This is a genomic window from Brevibacterium zhoupengii (genome assembly GCF_021117425.1).
Lineage (GTDB): Bacteria > Actinomycetota > Actinomycetes > Actinomycetales > Brevibacteriaceae > Brevibacterium > Brevibacterium zhoupengii.
In genome coordinates, this window is record NZ_CP088298.1 from 855766 (window position 1) to 876206 (window position 20441).

The 20441-nt window shown below is 61.0% G+C and carries 12 protein-coding genes and 2 rRNA genes; 10 read left to right on the forward strand and 4 right to left on the reverse strand.

Annotated elements, in window-relative coordinates; all coding sequences use genetic code 11:
• Positions 1-46: 46 nt before the first annotated feature.
• The 4 genes from LQ788_RS03820 to LQ788_RS03835 all read left to right on the forward strand — a co-directional run bounded on the left by LQ788_RS03820 (position 47) and on the right by LQ788_RS03835 (position 3714).
• The gene (locus LQ788_RS03820; RefSeq protein WP_231445407.1) at positions 47-640 is read left to right on the forward strand and encodes a TetR/AcrR family transcriptional regulator; all 594 of its coding nucleotides are present in this window, start codon (positions 47-49) and stop codon (positions 638-640) included.
• Positions 637-993 (forward strand): DMT family transporter, encoded by a 357-nt coding sequence (locus LQ788_RS03825; RefSeq protein WP_231445408.1) that lies wholly within the window; start codon positions 637-639, stop codon positions 991-993. Before LQ788_RS03820 ends, LQ788_RS03825 begins: the two co-directional genes overlap by 4 nt.
• Positions 990-1304, forward strand: a complete 315-nt coding sequence (locus LQ788_RS03830; protein ID WP_069599474.1) for a DMT family transporter — start codon at positions 990-992, stop codon at positions 1302-1304. Before LQ788_RS03825 ends, LQ788_RS03830 begins: the two co-directional genes overlap by 4 nt.
• Positions 1305-1578: 274 nt before the next feature.
• Positions 1579-3714: a BCCT family transporter gene (locus LQ788_RS03835; protein WP_231445409.1), complete on the forward strand. Its 2136-nt coding sequence runs from the start codon at positions 1579-1581 to the stop codon at positions 3712-3714.
• On the opposite strand, the gene LQ788_RS03840 is transcribed toward LQ788_RS03835, so the two are convergent.
• On the reverse strand, positions 3673-4701 hold the full coding sequence (locus tag LQ788_RS03840; RefSeq protein WP_231445410.1) for an SUMF1/EgtB/PvdO family nonheme iron enzyme: 1029 nt from the start codon (positions 4699-4701) through the stop codon (positions 3673-3675). The two genes, LQ788_RS03835 and LQ788_RS03840, sit on opposite strands and share 42 nt — an antisense overlap.
• A gap of 150 nt (positions 4702-4851) precedes the next feature.
• On the opposite strand from LQ788_RS03840, the gene betC reads away from it, so the two are divergent.
• Both betC and LQ788_RS03850 read left to right on the forward strand, forming a co-directional pair.
• Positions 4852-6381: a choline-sulfatase gene (gene betC, locus LQ788_RS03845; RefSeq protein WP_231445412.1), complete on the forward strand. Its 1530-nt coding sequence runs from the start codon at positions 4852-4854 to the stop codon at positions 6379-6381.
• Between the two features lie 286 nt (positions 6382-6667).
• Positions 6668-8068, forward strand: a complete 1401-nt coding sequence (locus LQ788_RS03850) for a TIGR01777 family oxidoreductase (protein ID WP_231445414.1) — start codon at positions 6668-6670, stop codon at positions 8066-8068.
• Between the two features lie 14 nt (positions 8069-8082).
• Here LQ788_RS03850 and LQ788_RS03855 read toward each other — a convergent pair whose 3' ends face one another.
• Positions 8083-9312, reverse strand: coding sequence for a cobalamin-independent methionine synthase II family protein (locus LQ788_RS03855; protein ID WP_231445416.1), 1230 nt, complete (start codon positions 9310-9312; stop codon positions 8083-8085).
• Positions 9313-9479: 167 nt separating this feature from the next.
• On the opposite strand from LQ788_RS03855, the gene LQ788_RS03860 reads away from it, so the two are divergent.
• Positions 9480-10187, forward strand: coding sequence for a hypothetical protein (locus tag LQ788_RS03860; protein ID WP_231445417.1), 708 nt, complete (start codon positions 9480-9482; stop codon positions 10185-10187).
• A 47-nt stretch (positions 10188-10234) separates the two neighbouring features.
• On the opposite strand, the gene purL is transcribed toward LQ788_RS03860, so the two are convergent.
• Positions 10235-12601, reverse strand: a complete 2367-nt coding sequence (gene purL / locus LQ788_RS03865; RefSeq protein WP_231445418.1) for a phosphoribosylformylglycinamidine synthase subunit PurL — start codon at positions 12599-12601, stop codon at positions 10235-10237.
• Between the two features lie 171 nt (positions 12602-12772).
• Between purL and trhO the strand changes: the two genes are divergently transcribed.
• A complete protein-coding gene (gene trhO / locus LQ788_RS03870) occupies positions 12773-13684 on the forward strand; it encodes an oxygen-dependent tRNA uridine(34) hydroxylase TrhO (RefSeq protein WP_231445419.1) in 912 nt (303 codons plus the stop codon).
• A 25-nt stretch (positions 13685-13709) separates the two neighbouring features.
• Here the strand turns inward: trhO and LQ788_RS03875 are convergent, their stop codons facing one another.
• Complete coding sequence (locus LQ788_RS03875; RefSeq protein ID WP_231445420.1) at positions 13710-14711, reverse strand: epimerase; 1002 nt, start codon at positions 14709-14711, stop codon at positions 13710-13712.
• Between the two features lie 533 nt (positions 14712-15244).
• On the opposite strand from LQ788_RS03875, the gene LQ788_RS03880 reads away from it, so the two are divergent.
• Together LQ788_RS03880 and LQ788_RS03885 are read left to right on the forward strand one after the other, a co-directional pair.
• Positions 15245-16780 (forward strand): 16S ribosomal RNA (locus tag LQ788_RS03880).
• Positions 16781-17197: 417 nt separating this feature from the next.
• A 23S ribosomal RNA gene (locus tag LQ788_RS03885) occupies positions 17198-20312 on the forward strand.
• Together the 16S and 23S rRNA genes form the textbook arrangement of a ribosomal RNA operon.
• The last annotated feature ends 129 nt before the right edge of the window (positions 20313-20441 follow it).

Consider the following 20441-nt stretch of genomic DNA (forward strand, 5'->3'; position numbering starts at 1 on the left):
TGCCCACCCCTCGCGGACTTTACCAACCGGAAGGTAAAGTGAAGGCATGGTCAATGACACACGTGGGCGCATTCTGCAGGCTGCGAAGACGCTGGCTGAGAGCAATGACTCCATCCAAGGAGTCACCATCTCCCTCGAGTCCGTCGCGCAGGCCGCGGGCCTGACGAAGCCGGGACTGATGTATCACTTCCCGAACAAGGAAGCGCTCATGCTCGGCCTCGTCGATCACGCCGCACAGCAGTGGCATCAGCGACTGCACGACCATACCGGCAGTGAGCCCGTCGAGCTGTCTGCGTTCGACCGGCATCGCGCCTACGTTTCGGTCGCGACCACGGCCGAGGTGTCACGAGCCGACTACTGGATCTTCTCCGATGCGCTCTATCACCCCACGCTTGCCGCATCGTGGGATCGCTGCCTCAGCCCGTGGTTCGACATCTCAGGTCTCGGTGCAAGCGCTCGCGGCCTGCTGACGACGGCCCGATTCTGCGCCGACGGCGCCTGGATGTCAGAGGCCACCGGAGTGTTCCTGGCCGATGACCTCGCAGCCGTCCGGGGTCACGCGCTGGCACTCGTCGACAGCGCAGAGGCAGCACAGGAAGAGACAGCGCAGGAAAAGACAGCGCAGGAGGTGGAAGCATGAAGAGGAAGTGGGTGCTGCTGACTGGTGCCGTCATCGCCGAAGTCGCGGGAACTCTGATGCTGCGAGCCACGATCGAGAATCCCCTCTGGATTCCCCTCGTCGTCATCTCCTACGCGCTGGCATTCACTCTCCTTGGGTTCACCCTTCGCCTGGGCCTGCCGATCGGCGTGGTCTACGGGACCTGGGCCGCCTTCGGTGTTGCTCTCGTCGCCGTTCTGGGAATGGTCGTCTTCGGTGACACTCTGAGCATCGGCGCCATGATCGGGATCGCGATCATCATCGTCGGCGTCGTCCTGGTCGAAACCTCGACCAAGGACAAACCTCGTGAAACGGGCGAGGAGGTGATCGCATGAGCTGGTTCTGGCTGCTGCTGTCCGTCGTCTGCGAAGTCGGTGCCACCCTGAGTCTGCGCGCCAGCGTCGGAATGCACCGGAAGCGGTGGCTCATTCCCGTGGGCGCGGGCTATGCCCTGGCGTTCTTCTTCCTCAGCCTCACCCTCGCCGCGGGGATGCCTCTCGGCGTGGCCTACGGTCTGTGGTCGGCCATCGGCGTCGTCCTGGTCTGCCTGCTCGGGCGCGTGATCTGGAAAGATCCGCTGACCCGACGGATGATGTTGGGGATCGGCTGCATCGTCGTCGGAGTCATCCTCGTCGAGCTCGGCTGAACTTCCTCTTCTGCGCCGGGTAGTGCCAGGATTCCTTTGAGAAGCTCACAGGAAGCTGTTAGGGTCCGAAAGTATGGCACAGGCGGGTATTTTCAGGGCAGACCTCTGTGCCCGGACCCTTTCTGCCACGCGCACAGCACCCCATCCCACGGCTGGTTACGCCAATGATTCATGGGAAGGTGCAGCAATCGGGTGGTGCGGTTCAGAGCCTTAGGCCACGTTGGCAACTTCTGATCTTCCGTTTCCTCGACGATTGAGAAAGGGCCATCGCTGCATGTCCGATGACTCCACGCCAGACAATTCCCAACCCGCCGGAACAGATTCCGATACTGGTGCCAACGCACCGACTCTCGGCTCGGACGGTTCCGGGTCCCTGCGTCCCGAACGCCGAGCCTCACGCGACAAGCTCAAGGCCGACGCCAGGCGAATGAGCCGCGAGACCGGCAAGAACCTGGGCAAGCTCGACTACAGCCGCCCCAGGCATCCCAGCGAAGACCAGCCGGAGAACAACACCCAGTACCCGCACAACACCCACCCGATCCTGGTGCCGGGCATCGCGATCGACGAGCAGCGTCGTCGCTACTCCCTCGATAGGATCATCTTCGCCGTCGCCGGCACACTCACCGTGGCCTTCGTCATCTGGGGAATCTCCAGTCCTTCAAGCGTCGCCTCGGTGGCTCAGACCGCCTACGACTGGGCAACGATGAACGTCGGCTGGTTCTTCAACGTCGTCGCCATCGTCGTGCTCGTCGCTCTCCTCATCCTCGCGTTCTCCTCCTACGGCAAGATCCCGCTGGGCAAGGACGATGAGAAGGCGGAATTCAGCACCTTCTCCTGGGTGGCGATGCTCTTCGCCGCAGGCATCGGCATCGGCGTGCTGTTCTTCGGCCCGTCCGAACCGCTGACCTACTTCATCAGCCCACCTCCGCTGACGAATGACCCCGAATCCACAGAGGCCCTGCACGGGGCGATGGCTCAGACCTACTTCCACTGGGGCTTCCACGCCTGGGCGATGTATGCCCTGGTCGGCGGCGCGATCGCCTATGCCGCCTATCGGCGCGGACGTTCGCTGCTGCTGTCTTCGATCTTCCAGACCCTGTTCGGCAAGCGCCAGACCGAGGGCTTCGCCGGCAAGCTCGTCGACATCTTCGCGATCGTGGCGACCCTGTTCGGAACCGCTGCCGCCCTGGGTATCGCAGCGATGCAGATCGGCACGGGCGTGAGCATCGTCAGCGGAGCGGGACCGATGACGAACAATATGCTCGTCGTCATCATCTGCGTCCTCACCGTGGGCTTCATCGTCTCCGCGGTCTCCGGTGTCTCGAAGGGCATCCGCTACCTCTCATCCATCAACATCATCCTCACTGTCGGCATCGTCGCCCTTGTCCTCTTCCTGGGCCCGACGCTGTTCCTGCTCAACCTGCTGCCCTCGGCGCTCATGGAGTACCTGGGCTCACTCTTCGACATGATGGGCCGGTCCCTGTCCTGGGGTGCTGAGACACAGGAATTCCAGTCCGTGTGGACCGTCTACTACTGGGCCTGGTGGATCTCCTGGTCCCCATTCGTCGGTACGTTCATCGCCCGGATCTCGCGGGGCCGCAGCATCCGCCAGTTCATCCTCGGCACGATCTTCATCCCTTCGACTCTGCTCTTCGTCGCCTACGGCATCATGGGCGGAACCTCGATCTGGATGTACCGGGAGGGTGCAGCCGGATTCACCGACAGCATGGAAGCCCCCGAGGTGTTCTTCACCCTCATCGACAACCTGCCCTTCGTCGAATGGCTGCCGTTCGTTGCGATCATCGTCCTCGCGATCTTCTTCATCACCTCCGCGGACTCCGCGTCGGTCGTGATGGGAATGCTGACAAGTCGAGGCGACCAGGAACCCAAGAAATGGGTCGTCGTCTTCTGGGGCCTCGTGATGTCGGGCATCGCCGTCGTCATGCTCCTCCTCGGCAACGCCAGTGCCTTGGAAGGATTGCAACAGCTCGTCATCGTCACAGCGGTGCCGTTCGCCATCATCATGCTCTTCATCATCGTCGCGTGGTTCAAGGAGCTGCGCACCGATCCGCTCGCACTGCGCCGCAAGTATGCACAGAATGCCGTCGACAACGCGGTGGTCGCCGGTGCCGATCGCTACGGTGACGACTTCGCCCTCCAGGTTGTGCAGACCGATCCAGGTGATGGCGCCAACGGCGGCATCGACTCCGAACACGAGGACTACACCGGCTGGTACCAGCGTACAAATGCCGACGGGGAACCGGTCGGCTATGACTACGAGACCGGCGAATGGGCCGACGGGTGGACGCCTGAGACGACCGACGTCGAGGAGGACGGGGACGACGACTCCGAAGCCACCTCGGCGAGGTCAGAGGTCGAGAGCCAACCGGAATCCCGTGTGACCGAGTGATGTGTCCGGTGTCGCGGCCGAGCGTGCCGAGGTTCGATACCTCCGGCAATACGAGTCATGGCACATGTACGATCCGCCGCGCAGAACCGGGCGCTGGTCGTGGTCGCTGAAATGACTGCTCGTCCATTCCCAGACGTTTCCGGTCGTGTTGTGCAGGCCGAAGCCGTTGGGCGCGAACGCGTCGGCGGGAACAGTGCCCACCGGCATCGTCGGGGCGTTGGGGAAGACACCGGTGAAGGTGTTCATGTGGGCCAGTCCCTGGGGTTCGCGAACCGAACCCCAGGGGTAGGGCTGCTGTTCGAGGCCGCCGCGGGACGCGAACTCCCATTCGGTCTCCGTCGGCAGTCGGGCACCCACCCACTGGGCATATGCCTCGGCGTCGGTATGGGAGACGTGGGTGACCGGATGCCTGGCCCAGTCGTTGAGGCTCGCACCTTCGAGCGTCGAGCCCGGAACACTGGGAACACCGCTTGGCCCGGGCCCGGAGGGATGAAGCCAGGTAGCTCCTGTTACCGGACGCCACCAAGGGGTAGCCTGCACAGAGGGAGTGGTCTCGGCCAGACCTTCGGCCAGCAGGCCGGTGAAGACCAAGGAGTCACCATGAGTTACGGCATCGGTGCGATGACCTGTCGCGGCGACGAACGCGGCGAATTGCGCGACCGTGACCGTCGTTGCGGCGATCGCGAAGCCCTCGACGCTGACCTCGCGGACCGGGCCTTCCCCGTCATCGGGATAGGCCAGAGGGTCCTCGCTGCCCATGAGGAAACTGCCGCCGGCCAGGCCGATCATTGCCAGATCCTGCGGAGCCAGAGCCGCGAGCTCTGCCAGCAGCTGCCCCTGGGCAGCGGACGCAGCGGTCGATTCCCCGCCCGACATTCGCACCTCGGTGCGGGATTCTTCTCGCTCAACACCCACCTCGGCGGGCGAAGCCTCTTCTTGGCTCGCTCCGATGGGCGAGTTCCGTGCCGGGCCGCAGCATGAGGCCATCGATGCCACCTTCAATCCACATCTGAGAAACAGGTTCGTACGAACCTGATCCATCTTCACACCTGCGCAGGTCTTCACCGCAGTTGACTTCGCAGACCATGCTTTCACAGAGAGCAGACCTGACGTTTTGAGAAAGGACGTGACCAGCATATGCAACCGCCGAACATCGTAGTGATCCAGGCCGACCAGATGGCCGCTCAGGCACTGGGAGCCTACGGAGACACCGCCGCACTCACCCCGAACATGGATGCCCTGGCAGCCGACGGAGCGGTCTTCGATCGCGCCTACTGCAACACCCCGTTGTGCTCACCCTCGCGAGCATCGATGATGACGGGCCGGATGCCCTCCGACATCGACTGCCTCGACAACGGCGATGACTTCGCTGCCTCGGTGCCGACCTTCGCCCACCGTCTGCGCAAGCTCGGCTACCACACCGCACTCATCGGGCGGATGCACTTCATCGGCCCCGATCAGCACCACGGTTTCGAAGAGCGTCTGACCACCGACGTCTACCCGGCCGACCTCGATATGGTCCCCGACTGGCAGCGGCCATTGGATCAGAAGCTGCAGTGGTACCACGAGGCCGATCCGGTCTTCACCGCCGGTGCTGCGAAGGCCAACGTCCAGCAGGACTTCGATGACGAGGTGATCTTCCGGACCCTGCGTCACCTCAACGGACGGGTGCGGGCCAACCAGGCCGCCGGTGAGAACCAGCCGTTCCTCATGGTCACCTCGTTCATCCACCCGCACGACCCGTACGAGCCGCCGCGTGAGCACTGGGACAGGTTCGCCGAGGTGGAGATCCCCGACCCAGCCCACCCCGAGGTTCCCGACATCGCCGAGGATCCGCACAGCCACCGGCTGCGCACGATGAGCGGACTGGACAAGAAGGAACCGGGCACCGAGGACATCCGTCGGGCACGTCGGGCCTACTATGCGGCCGTGAGCTACATCGATGATCACATCGGCAAGATCCGTCAGCGCCTGCGTGAACTCGAGCTCGAGGACAACACGGTCATCATCGTCACCAGCGACCACGGAGACATGCTGGGGGAGAAGGGCCTGTGGTACAAAATGTCCCCCTACGAGCAGTCCTCCCGTGTCCCGATCATCATCAACGGCCCCGCCGAGGCGGTCACGCCGGGTCGGTATGCCAACCCCGTGAGCCTCGTCGACCTGATGCCGACGTTGTTGGAGCTGGCAGGTACCTCCGACCCTGCTGCGACTGGCGTCTCCCTGTTCGAGTCCGCTCGGCAGGAGGCGGCGGGGGAGACCGGACCTGCTGACCGTGACGTCATCATCGAGTACTTCGCCGAAGGCACGTACCGGCCGCAGGTCACGCTCATCCGCGGACAGTACAAGCTCACGATCTGCCCGGGGGATCCCGAGCTGCTCTTCGACCTCGAATCCGATCCCGACGAGCTGGTCAACCGGGCCGGCGATGCCGCCTATGCCGAACTCGTGGCCACGATGCGTGCAGAGCTCGATTCGCGTTATGACCTCGAGCATCTCGAAGAGCATGTGCTCGGCAGCCAGTCGAGTCGGCAGCTCGTCGCCGATGCGCTCAAGATCGGCACGGTCCGGCACTGGGACTTTGATCCGGAACCCGAGAACGGTTATGTCCGCGGAGACTTCTGGACCGCATTCAGGTTCGGGAAGATCCCCGACACCACCGCCTGAGGGCGCCGGCTGCGCTGGCTAGCCGCCTGAGGCGCCGGCGCGTGCCGGCTAGGCACCGAGTAGTCGAGAGCCGACCGCATCATCGAAAGGTGAGTCCCTGCGGTCGGCTCTTGCCGTTCCGCTGGATGGTCGACGCTCCGGTCGGCTCTCGACGGTGAGGCGTGCTCTCGATGCGGTCCAGCGCGGGGCGGCGCCCACATCGGCGGGGATAATTCACTCAGCATTGGGCGAGTTGCAGGTCACACTCTCAGACTCCGGTGGCATCATCTGGAGTAGGAGGGATGTCATGACCAATTTCGAGTGGACATCTGAAGTCCCGCTCGCCGCCGAGACAACCTATCTCTGGCACGCACAGCCCGGAGCACTGACTCGGCTGTCCCCGCACTGGGCCCAGGAGATCGTCGAGGAGAGCTACCCTCCGCTCTCACCCGGGTCGGTGGCCCAAGTCAAAACGAGTGTGCCCGGCAGCTACGGCCTCGTCCGGCGACCATTCAGCTCCGTGCATTCCGAAGGACCATCCCGGTTCTCCTTCGTCGACGAACTCAAGAAGGGCCCACTGAGTCAGTGGAAGCACACCCACGAGTTCACCTCTGTCGCCGGCGGAACCAAGATCGATGACCACATCGACTTCTCGATGGCCCCAGCGGGCTTCGATGCGATCGACCGCAGCCTCATCCACAACTTGGAAGCGACGTTTGAGGCCAGGCAACGGCGCATGCTCATGGACATCGAGTTCCTCGAACGCATGAACGCACCGCTGCTGACGCACAAGAAGGGCAAACGCATCCTCATCGCCGGTGGCAGCGGACTCGTCGGCCGTCAGGTCGCGGCACTCTTCTCCACCGCAGGACATTTCGTGCGCCTGCTCGTGCGTCGGACTCCTAAGGTCGAATACGAATCGCATTGGAACCCCGAACTGGGAATCATCAACCCGCGCGACCTGGCCTGGGCGGATGCGGTCGTCCACCTCGGCGGGCGCACCATCGCCACCCGGTTCACGAAGAAGGCGAAAGAGGAGATCCGCTCCTCACGCATCGACTCGACGACCCTGCTGGCAGAGACGATGCGCACCCTGCCCGAGGCGAAACGACCCGAAGTCTTCGTCTGTGCTTCAGCGGTCGGGATCTACGGATCCCATGCTGAAGAGCCGGTGGACGAGACCGCTCCGGCCGGGGAAGGCTTCCTCGCCGAAGTGTGCCAGGAATGGGAAGCCGCCGCGGCACGGGTTGAAGAGCTGGGCATCCGCCGGGTGTCGATCCGCTCGGGTATTGCACTGACCTCACTGAGCGGATTCCTCAAGCTTCAGACGCCCCTGTACCTGGCCGGTGCCGGAGGTCGTTTGGGCAGTGGTGAACAGGGCCTGGCCTGGGTCTCCCTCGACGATCTGGCCAGATCATACGTGCACGCGGTACTCACCGACTACGTGCATGGACCCGTCAACGCCGTCGCCCCGGACATGGTGTCGCAGCGCGAGTTCGCCGAGGCGCTCGCCTCCCACCTGCACCGACCAGCACGCTTCCCGACACCAAGTTTCGTCACCGAACTGGTGCTCGGAGCCGATGGAGCCAAAGAGCTGGCCCTGGCCGATCAGAAGGTGCGCCCGGAGAGGCTCGAAGAGACCGGATACCAGTTCGCCCACCCCACGCTGTCCGCCTGCCTCGAGGAGGAACTCGGCAGCGGAGCGTGAAGTGGGCGAAAGGCTCAGAGACGCTTTCCGGCGATCTCGGCACCGGCGGTCAGTGACTGCAGCTTCGCAATGGCGATCTCAGGGTGGACGCGACCGCCCAGGCCACAGTCGGTCGAGGCCATGACATTGTCGGGACCGACGAGCTTCGCGAAGCGTTCGATGCGGTCGGCGACGAGTTCGGGATGCTCGACGACGTTGGTGGAGTGGGAGACGATGCCCGGGATGAGGTACTTGCCCTCGGGCAGCTTCGTGTCTTCCCAGATCCGCCATTCGTGTTCGTGGCGGACGTTGGCTGCTTCGAAGGTGATGCCCGCGGCATTGAGCGTGAGCACCTGATCGACGATCTCCTTGAACGGCAGATCCGTCACGTGCGGTCCGTGCCAGGAACCCCAGCAGGTGTGGATGCGCACCTGAGCCGGATCGATGCCGCGCAGAGCGTGGTTGAGTGCGTCGATGCGGACCTGGATGAACGAGCGGTAGTCAGCGAAGGACGGCTCCGGGTTGATCTGGTCGAAGTTCTCGGCCAAGGACGGGTCGTCGATCTGCACGGTCAGGCCCGCCTCGGTGATGGCGAGGTATTCCTCACGCAGCACATCGGCCCACGCCCAGATGAACTCCTCATCGGTCTTGTAGTACTCGTTGGCGATGCGCGAAGCAGAGCCGGGGGACAGGGCGTTGATGTAGCCGTCGCGTTCACCGTACCCGGCGGCTGCGAGACCGGCCTTGAGGTTGGTGATGTCGCTGGCGACCTGGTCCTGGCCCACGTAGCTGATGGCGCTGGTGGCCTTGGGGAACTGCGGCTGGTCACCGGTATCGGTGCCAGCGTTGGCGTCGCCGTAGACGCCGGGGAAGAGGTTGCGGTCACGGCGGTCGCCGAAGCTGGTCAGCACCGGCTTGCCCGGTTCTGAACGCACGGCCGGTGCTTCCCACTTGTCGACATTGTCGAGTTCGAGTCCGCCGGTGCGGGCGAAGGAGTAGTGCCACCAGGCGCCGTAGTCGAAGTCCGCGGCCATCGAATGACCGTACTCCCCGTCGTTGGGGTTCGTGATACCCAGGTCCTTCTGGCGCTTGACGAGATCGGCCACGCTGGCGGCGAGGAGCTCGTCAAATTCCTGTGTCGCGGCCTCGGAGACGGTCTCACCGGCAAGGCGGGCGTGGTTCTGAGCCTGCTTGACCTTGTTGGCTTCGATGAGTTCGGGGGTGCGGGGTAAGGAACCTGCGTGCGAGGTGCGGATCGTGGCCATGTGTGACTCCTCTGGTTGTGAAGCGGCATTTCAGGCGATTCGTTCCCCCTTAGGCAATCACATAAGCCGGTCCGCATGCGAGGGTGTTGTCATGTTGGGTCACGTGCTGAGGCTGCCAGCCGGGGAAATGGGTGCGGTCGCGGTCTGGGTCGATCTAGACTGATGGCATGAATCAGCAGGCTTCCGCGGGACCCGGCTGGACGGCGCGAATCCTGTTCTGGTTCGCACTGGCCTTCGGCTCCGTGTCGGAAATCTGGATGCTGCCGATGCTGATCCGCGGTGGTGAACTCGAACCCTCCGTCCTCTTTTCGTCCCTGACCGCGGGGGTCGCGGTCATCGAACTCGTCCTCGGACTCGTCGCGCTCCTCATCGTGAGATCCAGCCCGGTGAAGATGCGGCTGATCGGGATGGGAGTGCTCCTGGCAATCTCCATCTACGCCTTCGCCTTGCCGTACCTGCTGCCGATCATCGTGAACCAAATGGTCGAAAGCCTCGGAGGTTCTGGCGGTGGCGGGGGCTTCGGCATCCTTCAGCTGGCGATGATCGGTCAGAGCATCATCTGGGCCTTTCACGTCGGTGTCCTGATGGCCGGATGGCTCATCGCCTGGAACCTTGCGCGCAACCGGGTCTGGTGGACTCACCTCATTGCCGCCGCGTATGCGTTGGTGATGGGACTGATCGTGTCATTTCTCGGATGGCAGCTGAACTCGTTCGGCGGTTCCTACATAACGTCGACGGTTCTCACACAGCTGGTCTCACTGGCAGCTGCGTTGGGCGGATTCGTCGTCTTGCACCTGGTCGGCGAGAAGCCCGGAGCGGTGCCTGAACGACGAAGGGACCACCCGACTTCGAACGAACCGTGGAGTCACGGCTGATTCGAAGACCGGTGGTCCCTTCGCTGTGGTGAAGCGTTGCGAAACGCTCAGCCGAAGTGCTTCGGCAGCGTCCCCTCATGGGTCTCGCGCAGCTCGTCAAGACCGATCTCGAAGTGATCGACGACCTCGAGGACCGGTGCCTCATCGCCGGTGTCGGTCATGCCGATGCGGATGAACGGGAAGTGCCTGGCTGTGCACATGTCCTTGAAGCGAACCTCTTCGGACCGCGGCACGGCCACGATCGCACGGGCTGTGGACTCAGAGAACAGAGCGGTGAACACGTCGATGTCGTCGCGTTCGCAGACCTCGTCGAGCCAGATGCGGGCACCGGTGCCGTAGCGCAGGCAGGATTCGATGAGTGCCTGCGACAGACCGCCCTCGGACAGGTCGTGCGCGGAATCGATCATGCCATCACGTGAGGAGTTGATGAGGATCTCACCGAGCTCCTTCTCCGTACCCGGCTTGTACTGCGGAGGCACGCCGCCGAGGTGGCCGGCAGTCACGTCGGCCCACGCCGAACCGTCGAGCTCGGCTTCGGTAGTGCCGAGCAGGTAGATGGTCTGGCCCGGTTCCTTCCAGCCGCTCGGGGTGGCGCGGGTGACATCGTCGAAGACGCCGAGGACACCGACGACCGGGGTCGGGTGGATGGCCACACCACCGGTCTGGTTGTAGAGGGAGACGTTGCCGCCGGTCACGGGAATGCCCATGTCCTGGCACGCCTCGGCGAGGCCTTCGACGGCGGCCGCGAACTGCCACATGATCTCCGGGTCCTCGGGGGAGCCGAAGTTGAGGCAGTCGGTGACCGCACGCGGGATGGCCCCGGCAGTGGTGACGTTGCGGTAAGCCTCGGCCAGCGCCAGCGCCGAGCCGCGAGCCGGATCGAGGTAGCAGTAGCGGCCGTTGGCGTCGGTGGCGATGGCGACGCCGAGCCCGGATTCCTCGTCGACGCGGATGACTCCGGCGTCGTCGGGGAATGCCTGGGCGGTGTTGCCCTGCACGTACTTGTCGTACTGGGAGGTGATCCAGTTCTTCGATGCGAGGTTCGGTGCACCGGCCAGCTGCAGCACGGTCGAGCGCAGCTCATCGTTGCTCTCAGGCTTGACCAGGCCAGCGGCTTCCACCGTGTTCGCGGCCACCTCAGCGGTCCATGAGGGCTCAACCATCGGACGTTCGTAGACCGGTCCGTCATGTGCAACCGAGCGTGGAGGAACATCGACGATGACATCGCCGTGCCATTCGATGACGAGGCGCTCGGAGTCGGTGACCTCACCGAGGACGGAGGTCTCAACGTCCCACTTGCCCACGATCGCCAGAAAGTCATCAAGTCGTTCGGGGGTGACCACGGCCATCATGCGCTCCTGCGACTCCGACATGAGGATCTCCTCAGGGGTCAGGGTCTCATCGCGCAGCAGCACGTCGTCGAGGGCGATGTGCATGCCGCCGTCACCGTTGGATGCCAGTTCCGAGGTCGCACAGCTGATGCCGGCGGCTCCGAGGTCCTGGATGCCTTCGACGACTCCGGCGTGGAAGAGTTCGAGGCAGCATTCGATGAGGACCTTCTCGGCGAAGGGGTCGCCGACCTGCACGGCAGGACGCTTCGAGGGCTTCGTGTCATCGAAGGATTCAGAGGCGAGGATCGAGGCTCCGCCGATCCCGTCGCCACCGGTGCGAGCACCGAAGAGGATGACCTTGTTGCCCTTGCCGGAAGCATTGGCCAGGCGAATGTCTTCGTGGCGCATGACACCGACGGCGAGGGCGTTGACCAGGGGGTTTCCCTGGTAAACGGAGTCGAAGACGGTCTCTCCGCCGATATTGGGCAGGCCCAGGGAGTTGCCGTAGTTGCTGATTCCGGACACGACTCCGTGCAGCACGCGGGAGGTGTCGGGGTGGTCGATGGCACCGAAGCGCAGCTGATCCATCACGGCCACGGGGCGGGCGCCCATCGAGATGATGTCGCGCACGATTCCGCCCACACCAGTGGCCGCACCCTGGTGGGGTTCGACGTAGCTGGGGTGGTTGTGGGACTCGACCTTGAAGGTCACAGCCCATCCGTCACCGATGTCGACGACGCCGGCGTTCTCACCGATGCCCACGAGCAGGTGCTTCTTCATGTCTTCGGTGACCTTGTCACCGAACTTCGACAGGTGGACCTTGGAGGACTTGTAGGAGCAGTGCTCGGACCACATGACCGAGTACATCGCCAACTCCGCCGAGGTGGGGCGACGTCCCAGGATCTCGCGGATCTGCGCGTATTCGTCGGCCTTCAATCCGAGGTCGGCATAGGGCTGATCGACGTCGGGATTCGCAGCAGCGAACTCGACGGTCTCCTTCACCTTTTTGGAAGTGGCCTGATCGGTTTCGACCTGCTGGGATTCGACCTGCGTGGAATTCGCAGAGTTGAGGTTACTCGACATGTCCTCTTAACGGCCCTTTCATACGACACGGCATCAGAGCCAATCTTAGCCGTGGTGCGGGGGAGGAGGGGAAGCCGGTCTCATTGATGAGCGGATTATGTGATCGAACCGACCAGTAGTCTGCGCCACATGCGGGTACCGCCCAAGGTCTCGCCAATTAGAATATGGGCCATGGCAACTCCCAAGATCGTCCTGTTCTACGTATTCACCCCTCTTGCCGACCCCGAAGCGGTCAAACTGTGGCAGCACACGCTGGCCGAGAGTCTCGGTCTCAAGGGGCGCGTGATCGTGTCGAAGGACGGCATCAATGCCACCATCGGCGGAGACATCTTCGACGTCAAGAAGTATGTGCGGGCCACACGGTCCTACGAGCCGTTCAAGAAGGCCGACATCAAATGGTCCAACGGCGAAGGCGATGATTTCCCGCGGCTGAGCGTCAAGGTCCGGCCCGAGCTCGTGACCTTCGGCACCGATGATGAGATCACGGTGACCGAAGCCGGTGTCGAGGGCGGTGGTGAACACCTCAAACCTGGCGCCCTGCACAAACTCCTCGACGAACGCGGCGACGAGGTTGTCTTCTTTGACGGACGCAACGCGATGGAGGCCCAGATCGGGAAGTTCCGTGACGCGATCGTGCCGGAGACGGACACCACCAGAGACTTCATCGACGAGATCGAATCAGGCAAGTACGACGATCTCAAGGGCAAGCCGGTCGTCACCTACTGCACCGGCGGCATCCGCTGCGAGGTCTTGTCCGTGCTGATGAAGAACCGCGGCTTCGAAGAGGTCTACCAACTCGATGGCGGAATCGTCCGCTATGGAGAGACCTTCGGCAACACCGGGTACTGGGACGGGTCCCTCTACGTCTTCGACAAGCGCATGCACGTGGAGTTCGGCGACGGTGCCGAATCGATCGGTCACTGCGTCGCGTGTGAGAAGCCGACCCCGAACTTCGTCAACTGCGCGAACCTGGATTGTCGGCAGCAGTACCTGCGCTGCGATGACTGCACCGAGAAGAACCGTCAGCCCCACTGCTCCGACTGTGTGCAGGCAGGCATCCCCGCCGAGGTGACCGCCGGCTGATCTGCCGGCGGAGTCGGTCGGGTGATCACCGCAGCAGGCTCTTCGTCGCGGCCCGGATATCGGTCCATCTGAATTCGAACCCTGCTTCTTCCAGACGCTTCGGGTAGGCCCACCTGCTTTTGAGCACCAGTTCCGATTCCTGGCGCAGCACCATCATTCCCAGCTCCAACAGCCAGCGCGGTGCCGGAATGCCGATCGGCATTCGTACGGCACGTCTCAGGGCCGCCATCAGTGTGGTGTTGTCCGAGATGCCAGGGCTCGAGACGTTGAGTGCCCCAGTCATCTCCTCATGGTCGTCGATGAACCGGATGGCGCGCACCACATTATCGATGTGCACCCAGCTGAACCGCTGCCTGCCGTGGCTGAGTTCGTGTCCGCGCCACACGCGTGGGCCTGAGGCGTTCGGGCCGATGCCGCGGTATCTCGTATGTCCGAACCACCGGCCTTCCAGCTGAGGGCCGCCGGCACCGAACCGGGCTGCGGTGGCGAGCATATTCAGCGCCGCACCATCGCCGAGCACGATCGCCATGCGCAACGCCACCCGTCTGGTGCTGGGCAGGTCGCCGCGGAAGAATTCGTGTTCCCACCCTTTGGCCACATCAACGGAGAAGCCCTCACCGATGTCACCGTCGTCTTCTGTCTGCGGTCGGTCCATGGCATGGCGGTAGATCGTGGCCGTGCTCGAGTTGATCCACAGCCGAGGTGGCGCCGAGGCGGCCCTGACCGCATCGTTGAGCGTGCGTGTGGTCAGCACCCGGGAGTCCCAGATGTCGCGGCGGTTGGAATCGGTGTACCTGCAGCCCACGCTGCGGCCGGCGAAGTTGATGAGCAGGTCGGCACCATCGATGGCGGCGGCAATCGCCTTCGGATCGTCCCATGAGACATGTGCGCCCGACGTTGAAGCCCGGCCGATGGTCCGAACCTGATAGCCCCAGGACTCAAGGGGCCCGAGGAGTGAAATGCCGATGAAGCCGGAGGCGCCGGCGATGACGGCCGTGGGTCGGGGAGGGGTCTCTTCCGCAGTCATGAAGCGACCGTAACACCGACGGATGCGGGCAATGGCGCGGGTTCTGCCGGGCCCAATCGGGGTCGCGAGGTGCATGTGGTGGGCGTCACGATCAGATTTCCGGTTTCGAGTTGCACGCAGCGACCGGCCTGGTCTAGAGTTGTATCTCGTTGCCCCGCAGAAAACGAACTCTTCGAGAACAGTTTTCACCGGGTGTGACCAGCACAAACACAGTTTGATCTGGTTCACACGGAAACGTTGGTGGCAGCCAACATAAATTGAAACTGACACCCCCAGTGAACACGCCCAGATGATGGGTTGTGGTGATGGGTGAGTGTTTGTGGTTTGAGAATCCAATAGCGTGTTTGTTTGAACAAATAGTGATGCCAGAAACATTATTTTTCTGGTAAGACAATCACATGTTCACACATTTGTGGTCACCCTTCGCTGGGTGGTCACGCCAGCATGTGTGAACATGAACATTTAGCTAGCCTCGGTCACCCCGTGATCGTTTGGTTGGCTGTCTTGCTGGGATTCATTCGTAACATAATTTTTTTATGGAGAGTTTGATCCTGGCTCAGGACGAACGCTGGCTGCGTGCTTAACACATGCAAGTCGAACGCTGAAACCGTGTGCTTGCACATGGTGGATGAGTGGCGAACGGGTGAGTAACACGTGAGTAACCTGCCCCCGACTTCGGGATAAGCCCGGGAAACTGGGTCTAATACCGGATATGACCATGACTCGCATGAGTGATGGTGGAAAGTTTTTTCGGTTGGGGATGGGCTCGCGGCCTATCAGTTTGTTGGTGAGGTAATGGCTCACCAAGACGACGACGGGTAGCCGGCCTGAGAGGGCGACCGGCCACACTGGGACTGAGACACGGCCCAGACTCCTACGGGAGGCAGCAGTGGGGAATATTGCACAATGGGGGAAACCCTGATGCAGCGACGCAGCGTGCGGGATGACGGCCTTCGGGTTGTAAACCGCTTTCAGCAGGGAAGAAGCCCCTTACGGGTGACGGTACCTGCAGAAGAAGTACCGGCTAACTACGTGCCAGCAGCCGCGGTAATACGTAGGGTACAAGCGTTGTCCGGAATTATTGGGCGTAAAGAGCTCGTAGGTGGTTGGTCACGTCTGCTGTGGAAACGCAACGCTTAACGTTGCGCGTGCAGTGGGTACGGGCTGACTAGAGTGCAGTAGGGGAGTCTGGAATTCCTGGTGTAGCGGTGAAATGCGCAGATATCAGGAGGAACACCGGTGGCGAAGGCGGGACTCTGGGCTGTAACTGACACTGAGGAGCGAAAGCATGGGGAGCGAACAGGATTAGATACCCTGGTAGTCCATGCCGTAAACGTTGGGCACTAGGTGTGGGGGACATTCCACGTTCTCCGCGCCGTAGCTAACGCATTAAGTGCCCCGCCTGGGGAGTACGGTCGCAAGGCTAAAACTCAAAGGAATTGACGGGGGCCCGCACAAGCGGCGGAGCATGCGGATTAATTCGATGCAACGCGAAGAACCTTACCAAGGCTTGACATACACCAGACCGTTCTGGAAACAGTTCCTCCCCTTTGGGGTTGGTGTACAGGTGGTGCATGGTTGTCGTCAGCTCGTGTCGTGAGATGTTGGGTTAAGTCCCGCAACGAGCGCAACCCTCGTTCTATGTTGCCAGCACGTGATGGTGGGAACTCATAGGAGACTGCCGGGGTCAACTCGGAGGAAGGTGGGGATGACGTCAAATCATCATGCCCTTTATGTCTTGGGCTTCACGCATGCTACAATGGCTGGTACAGAGAGATGCGAGACCGCGAGGTTTTAGCGAATCCCTTAAAGCCAGTCTCAGTTCGGATCGTAGTCTGCAATTCGACTACGTGAAGTCGGAGTCGCTAGTAATCGCAGATCAGCAACGCTGCGGTGAATACGTTCCCGGGCCTTGTACACACCGCCCGTCAAGTCACGAAAGTCGGTAACACCCGAAGCCGGTGGCCCAACCCCTTATGGGGAGGGGGCCGTCTAAGGTGGGACTGGTGATTGGGACTAAGTCGTAACAAGGTAGCCGTACCGGAAGGTGCGGCTGGATCACCTCCTTTCTAAGGAGCACACATCAGAACCCCAACGTGTCACCCGTACGTGGTGCCGGTTGGGAGCTCAAGGGTGGAACATCACTTATTTGGCTCGTCCACACAGCGTTGTTCGGGGTATGTGCCTCGTGTGACGGTGGTTGGTGGGCGTATAGGAAACAGGCACGTTATTGGGTCCTGGAATCACAAACCAACCAGTCATGGTTGCATGTGGTTTCAACCAACAGGACCAACCCGTCCAGACCAGCAGCATGCAGTGTTGCCCGGGTGTGGGTGGTGTTTGGTAGTGGTTTGAGAATCGTATAGTGGACGCGAGCATCAACAGCCCGAACATTTGTTTGGGTTGTTATGTAATGTGATTTTTCTTGTGAAATCTTAGTGTGAAAAATTTTCGCACACACATTTTGCAACCATTTTTTTTGGGTGTGATGAGTGTGTAAGAGCGCATGGTGGATGCCTTGGCATCAGGAGCCGATGAAGGACGTGGAAATCTGCGATAAGCCTCGGGGAGCCGATAAACGGGCTGTGATCCGAGGGTGTCCGAATGGGGAAACCCCGCCACATGAGAGTGTGGTGACCCGCATCTGAATATATAGGATGCGTGGAGGGAACGCGGGGAAGTGAAACATCTCAGTACCCGTAGGAAGAGAAAATAAAACATGATTCCGGGAGTAGTGGCGAGCGAAACTGGATCAGCCTAAACCGTGTGCGTGTCAAACGTGCTGGTGTTGCGTATGCGGTGTTGTGGGGAATGCGTGTTCGGTCCAGCATGACCGAGTCGTTGATGTGTGCTGCGTGTAGTCGAAGCTGGTGGGAAACAGTACCGGAGTGGGTGAGAGTCCCGTAGACGAAACATGTGGCCCCGACGATATGTGTTTGCCCGAGTAGCACGATACTCGTGGAATGTCGTGTGAATCTGCCAGGACCACCTGGTAAGGCTAAATACTTCCTGATGACCGATAGCGGATAGTACCGTGAGGGAATGGTGAAAAGTACCCCGGGAGGGGAGTGAAATAGTACCTGAAACCATGTGCTTACAATCCGTCAGAGCCTCCTTGTTGGGGTGATGGCGTGCCTTTTGAAGAATGAGCCTGCGAGTTAGCGGTGCGTGGCGAGGTTAACCCGAGAGGGGTAGTCGTAGCGAAAGCGAGTCCGAATAGGGCGAATGAGTCGCGTGTCCTAGACCCGAAGCGGAGTGATCTAGCCATGGGCAGGGTGAAGCGTGTGTAAGAGCGCGTGGAGGCCCGCACCCACTTCAGTTGAAAATGGAGGGGATGACCTGTGGTTAGGGGTGAAAGGCCAATCAAACTCTGTGATAGCTGGTTCTCCCCGAAATGCATTTAGGTGCAGCGTTGCGTGGTTCTTGCCGGAGGTAGAGCTACTGGATGGCTGATGGGCCCCACCGGGTTACTGACGTCAACTAAACTCCGAATGCCGGTAAGGTTCAGCGTGGCAGTGAGACAGTGGGGGATAAGCTTCATTGTCGAGAGGGAAACAGCCCAGACCATCAACTAAGGCCCCTAAGCGTGTGCTAAGTGGGAAAGGATGTTCAGTTGCGAAGACAACCAGGAGGTTGGCTTAGAAGCAGCCATCCTTGAAAGAGTGCGTAATAGCTCACTGGTCAAGTGATTGAGCGCCGATAATGTAGCGGGGCTAAGTACACCGCCGAAGTTGTGGCAGCACCCCAAGTAGCCGTAATGGTGGGGTGTTGGGTAGGGGAGCGTCGTGCTGGCAGTGAAGTCGCCGTGTGAACGAGTGGTGGAGCCGGTACGAGTGAGAATGCAGGCATGAGTAGCGAAAGACGGGTGAGAAACCCGTCCACCGGATGACCAAGGGTTCCAGGGCTAGGCTAATCCGCCCTGGGTAAGTCGGGACCTAAGGCGAGGCCGACAGGCGTAGTCGATGGACAACCAGTTGATATTCTGGTACCGACGCTCAACCGTCAATACCAAAACACACGATACTAACTTTTCTACTCACCCGTGATGTCTTCGGATGTCTGGTTGGTGTGTGGGCAAGGACCTGAGTGTGGAGTCGGTAAGCGCGAGGTGTGACGCAGGAAGGTAGCCAGGCCACGCGATGGTAGTCGTGGTCTAAGGTCGTAGCACGTGGGGGTAGGTAAATCCGTCCCCACACGTAGTGTGAGAGCTGATGGGCGCCCCACTTGTGGTGGGGTGATCTGGTGATCCTATGCTGCCGAGAAAAGCATCGGCGTGAGGTTGTGTGTTGCCCGTACCCTATAACCGACACAGGTGGTCAGGTAGAGAATACTAAGGTGATCGAGAGAATCGTGGTTAAGGAACTCGGCAAAATGCCCCCGTAACTTCGGGAGAAGGGGGACCATCCCGGTGAACAGGACTTGCTCCTGGATGTGCTGGTGGTGGTCGCAGAGGCCAGAGAGAAGCGACTGTTTATTAAAAACACAGGTCCGTGCGAAGATGTAAGTCGATGTATACGGACTGACGCCTGCCCGGTGCTGGAAGGTTAAGAGGACTCGTTAACCCTTTTGGGGGTGAAGCGGAGAATTTAAGCCCCAGTAAACGGCGGTGGTAACTATAACCATCCTAAGGTAGCGAAATTCCTTGTCGGGTAAGTTCCGACCTGCACGAATGGCGTAACGACTTCTCTGCTGTCTCAACCACGAACTCGGCGAAATTGCATTACGAGTAAAGATGCTCGTTACGCGCAGCAGGACGGAAAGACCCCGAGACCTTCACTATAGTTTGGTATTGGGATTCGGTGTGGTTTGTGTAGGATAGGTGGGAGACTGTGAGGCTATCACGCTAGTGGTGGTGGAGTCGTCAAGTGAAATACCACTCTGATTATACTGGATTTCTTAACTTCGGACCCTGATCGGGTTCAGGGACAGTGCCTGATGGGTAGTTTAACTGGGGCGGTTGCCTCCTAAAGAGTAACGGAGGCGCCCAAAGGTTCCCTCAGCCTGGTTGGCAATCAGGTGTCGAGTGTAAGTGCACAAGGGAGCTTGACTGTGAGACGGACGTGTCGAGCAGGAGCGAAAGCTGGGACTAGTGACCCGGCCATGGCTTGTGGAAGCGTGGTCGCTCAACGGATAAAAGGTACCTCGGGGATAACAGGCTGATCTTGCCCAAGAGTCCATATCGACGGCATGGTTTGGCACCTCGATGTCGGCTCGTCGCATCCTGGGGCTGTAGTCGGTCCCAAGGGTTGGGCTGTTCGCCCATTAAAGCGGTACGCGAGCTGGGTTTAGAACGTCGTGAGACAGTTCGGTCCCTATCCGCTGCGTGCGTAGGAAATTTGTGGAGGCCTGTCCTTAGTACGAGAGGACCGGGACGGACGAACCTCTGGTGTGCCAGTTGTACCGCCAGGTGCATGGCTGGTTGGCTACGTTCGGGAAGGATAACCGCTGAAAGCATCTAAGCGGGAAGCCTGCTTCGAGATGAGATTTCCAACCCACTTTGTGGGGTGAGGTGTCCTATAGATTATGGGTTTGATAGGCTGGGTATGGAAGCACTGTGAGGTGTGGAGTTGACTGGTACTAATACGCCGATCACTCATCAACCACAATCATTGGTTGGTGTGTGCGTGAGTAACGCTATGGGTTTGACGAGATATTTAATGAGTCATGTTGCATGATGGTGTTCGCGTTCGCTGTACGGTTCTTGGACCGCTACTACACTCTTGAGTCTTT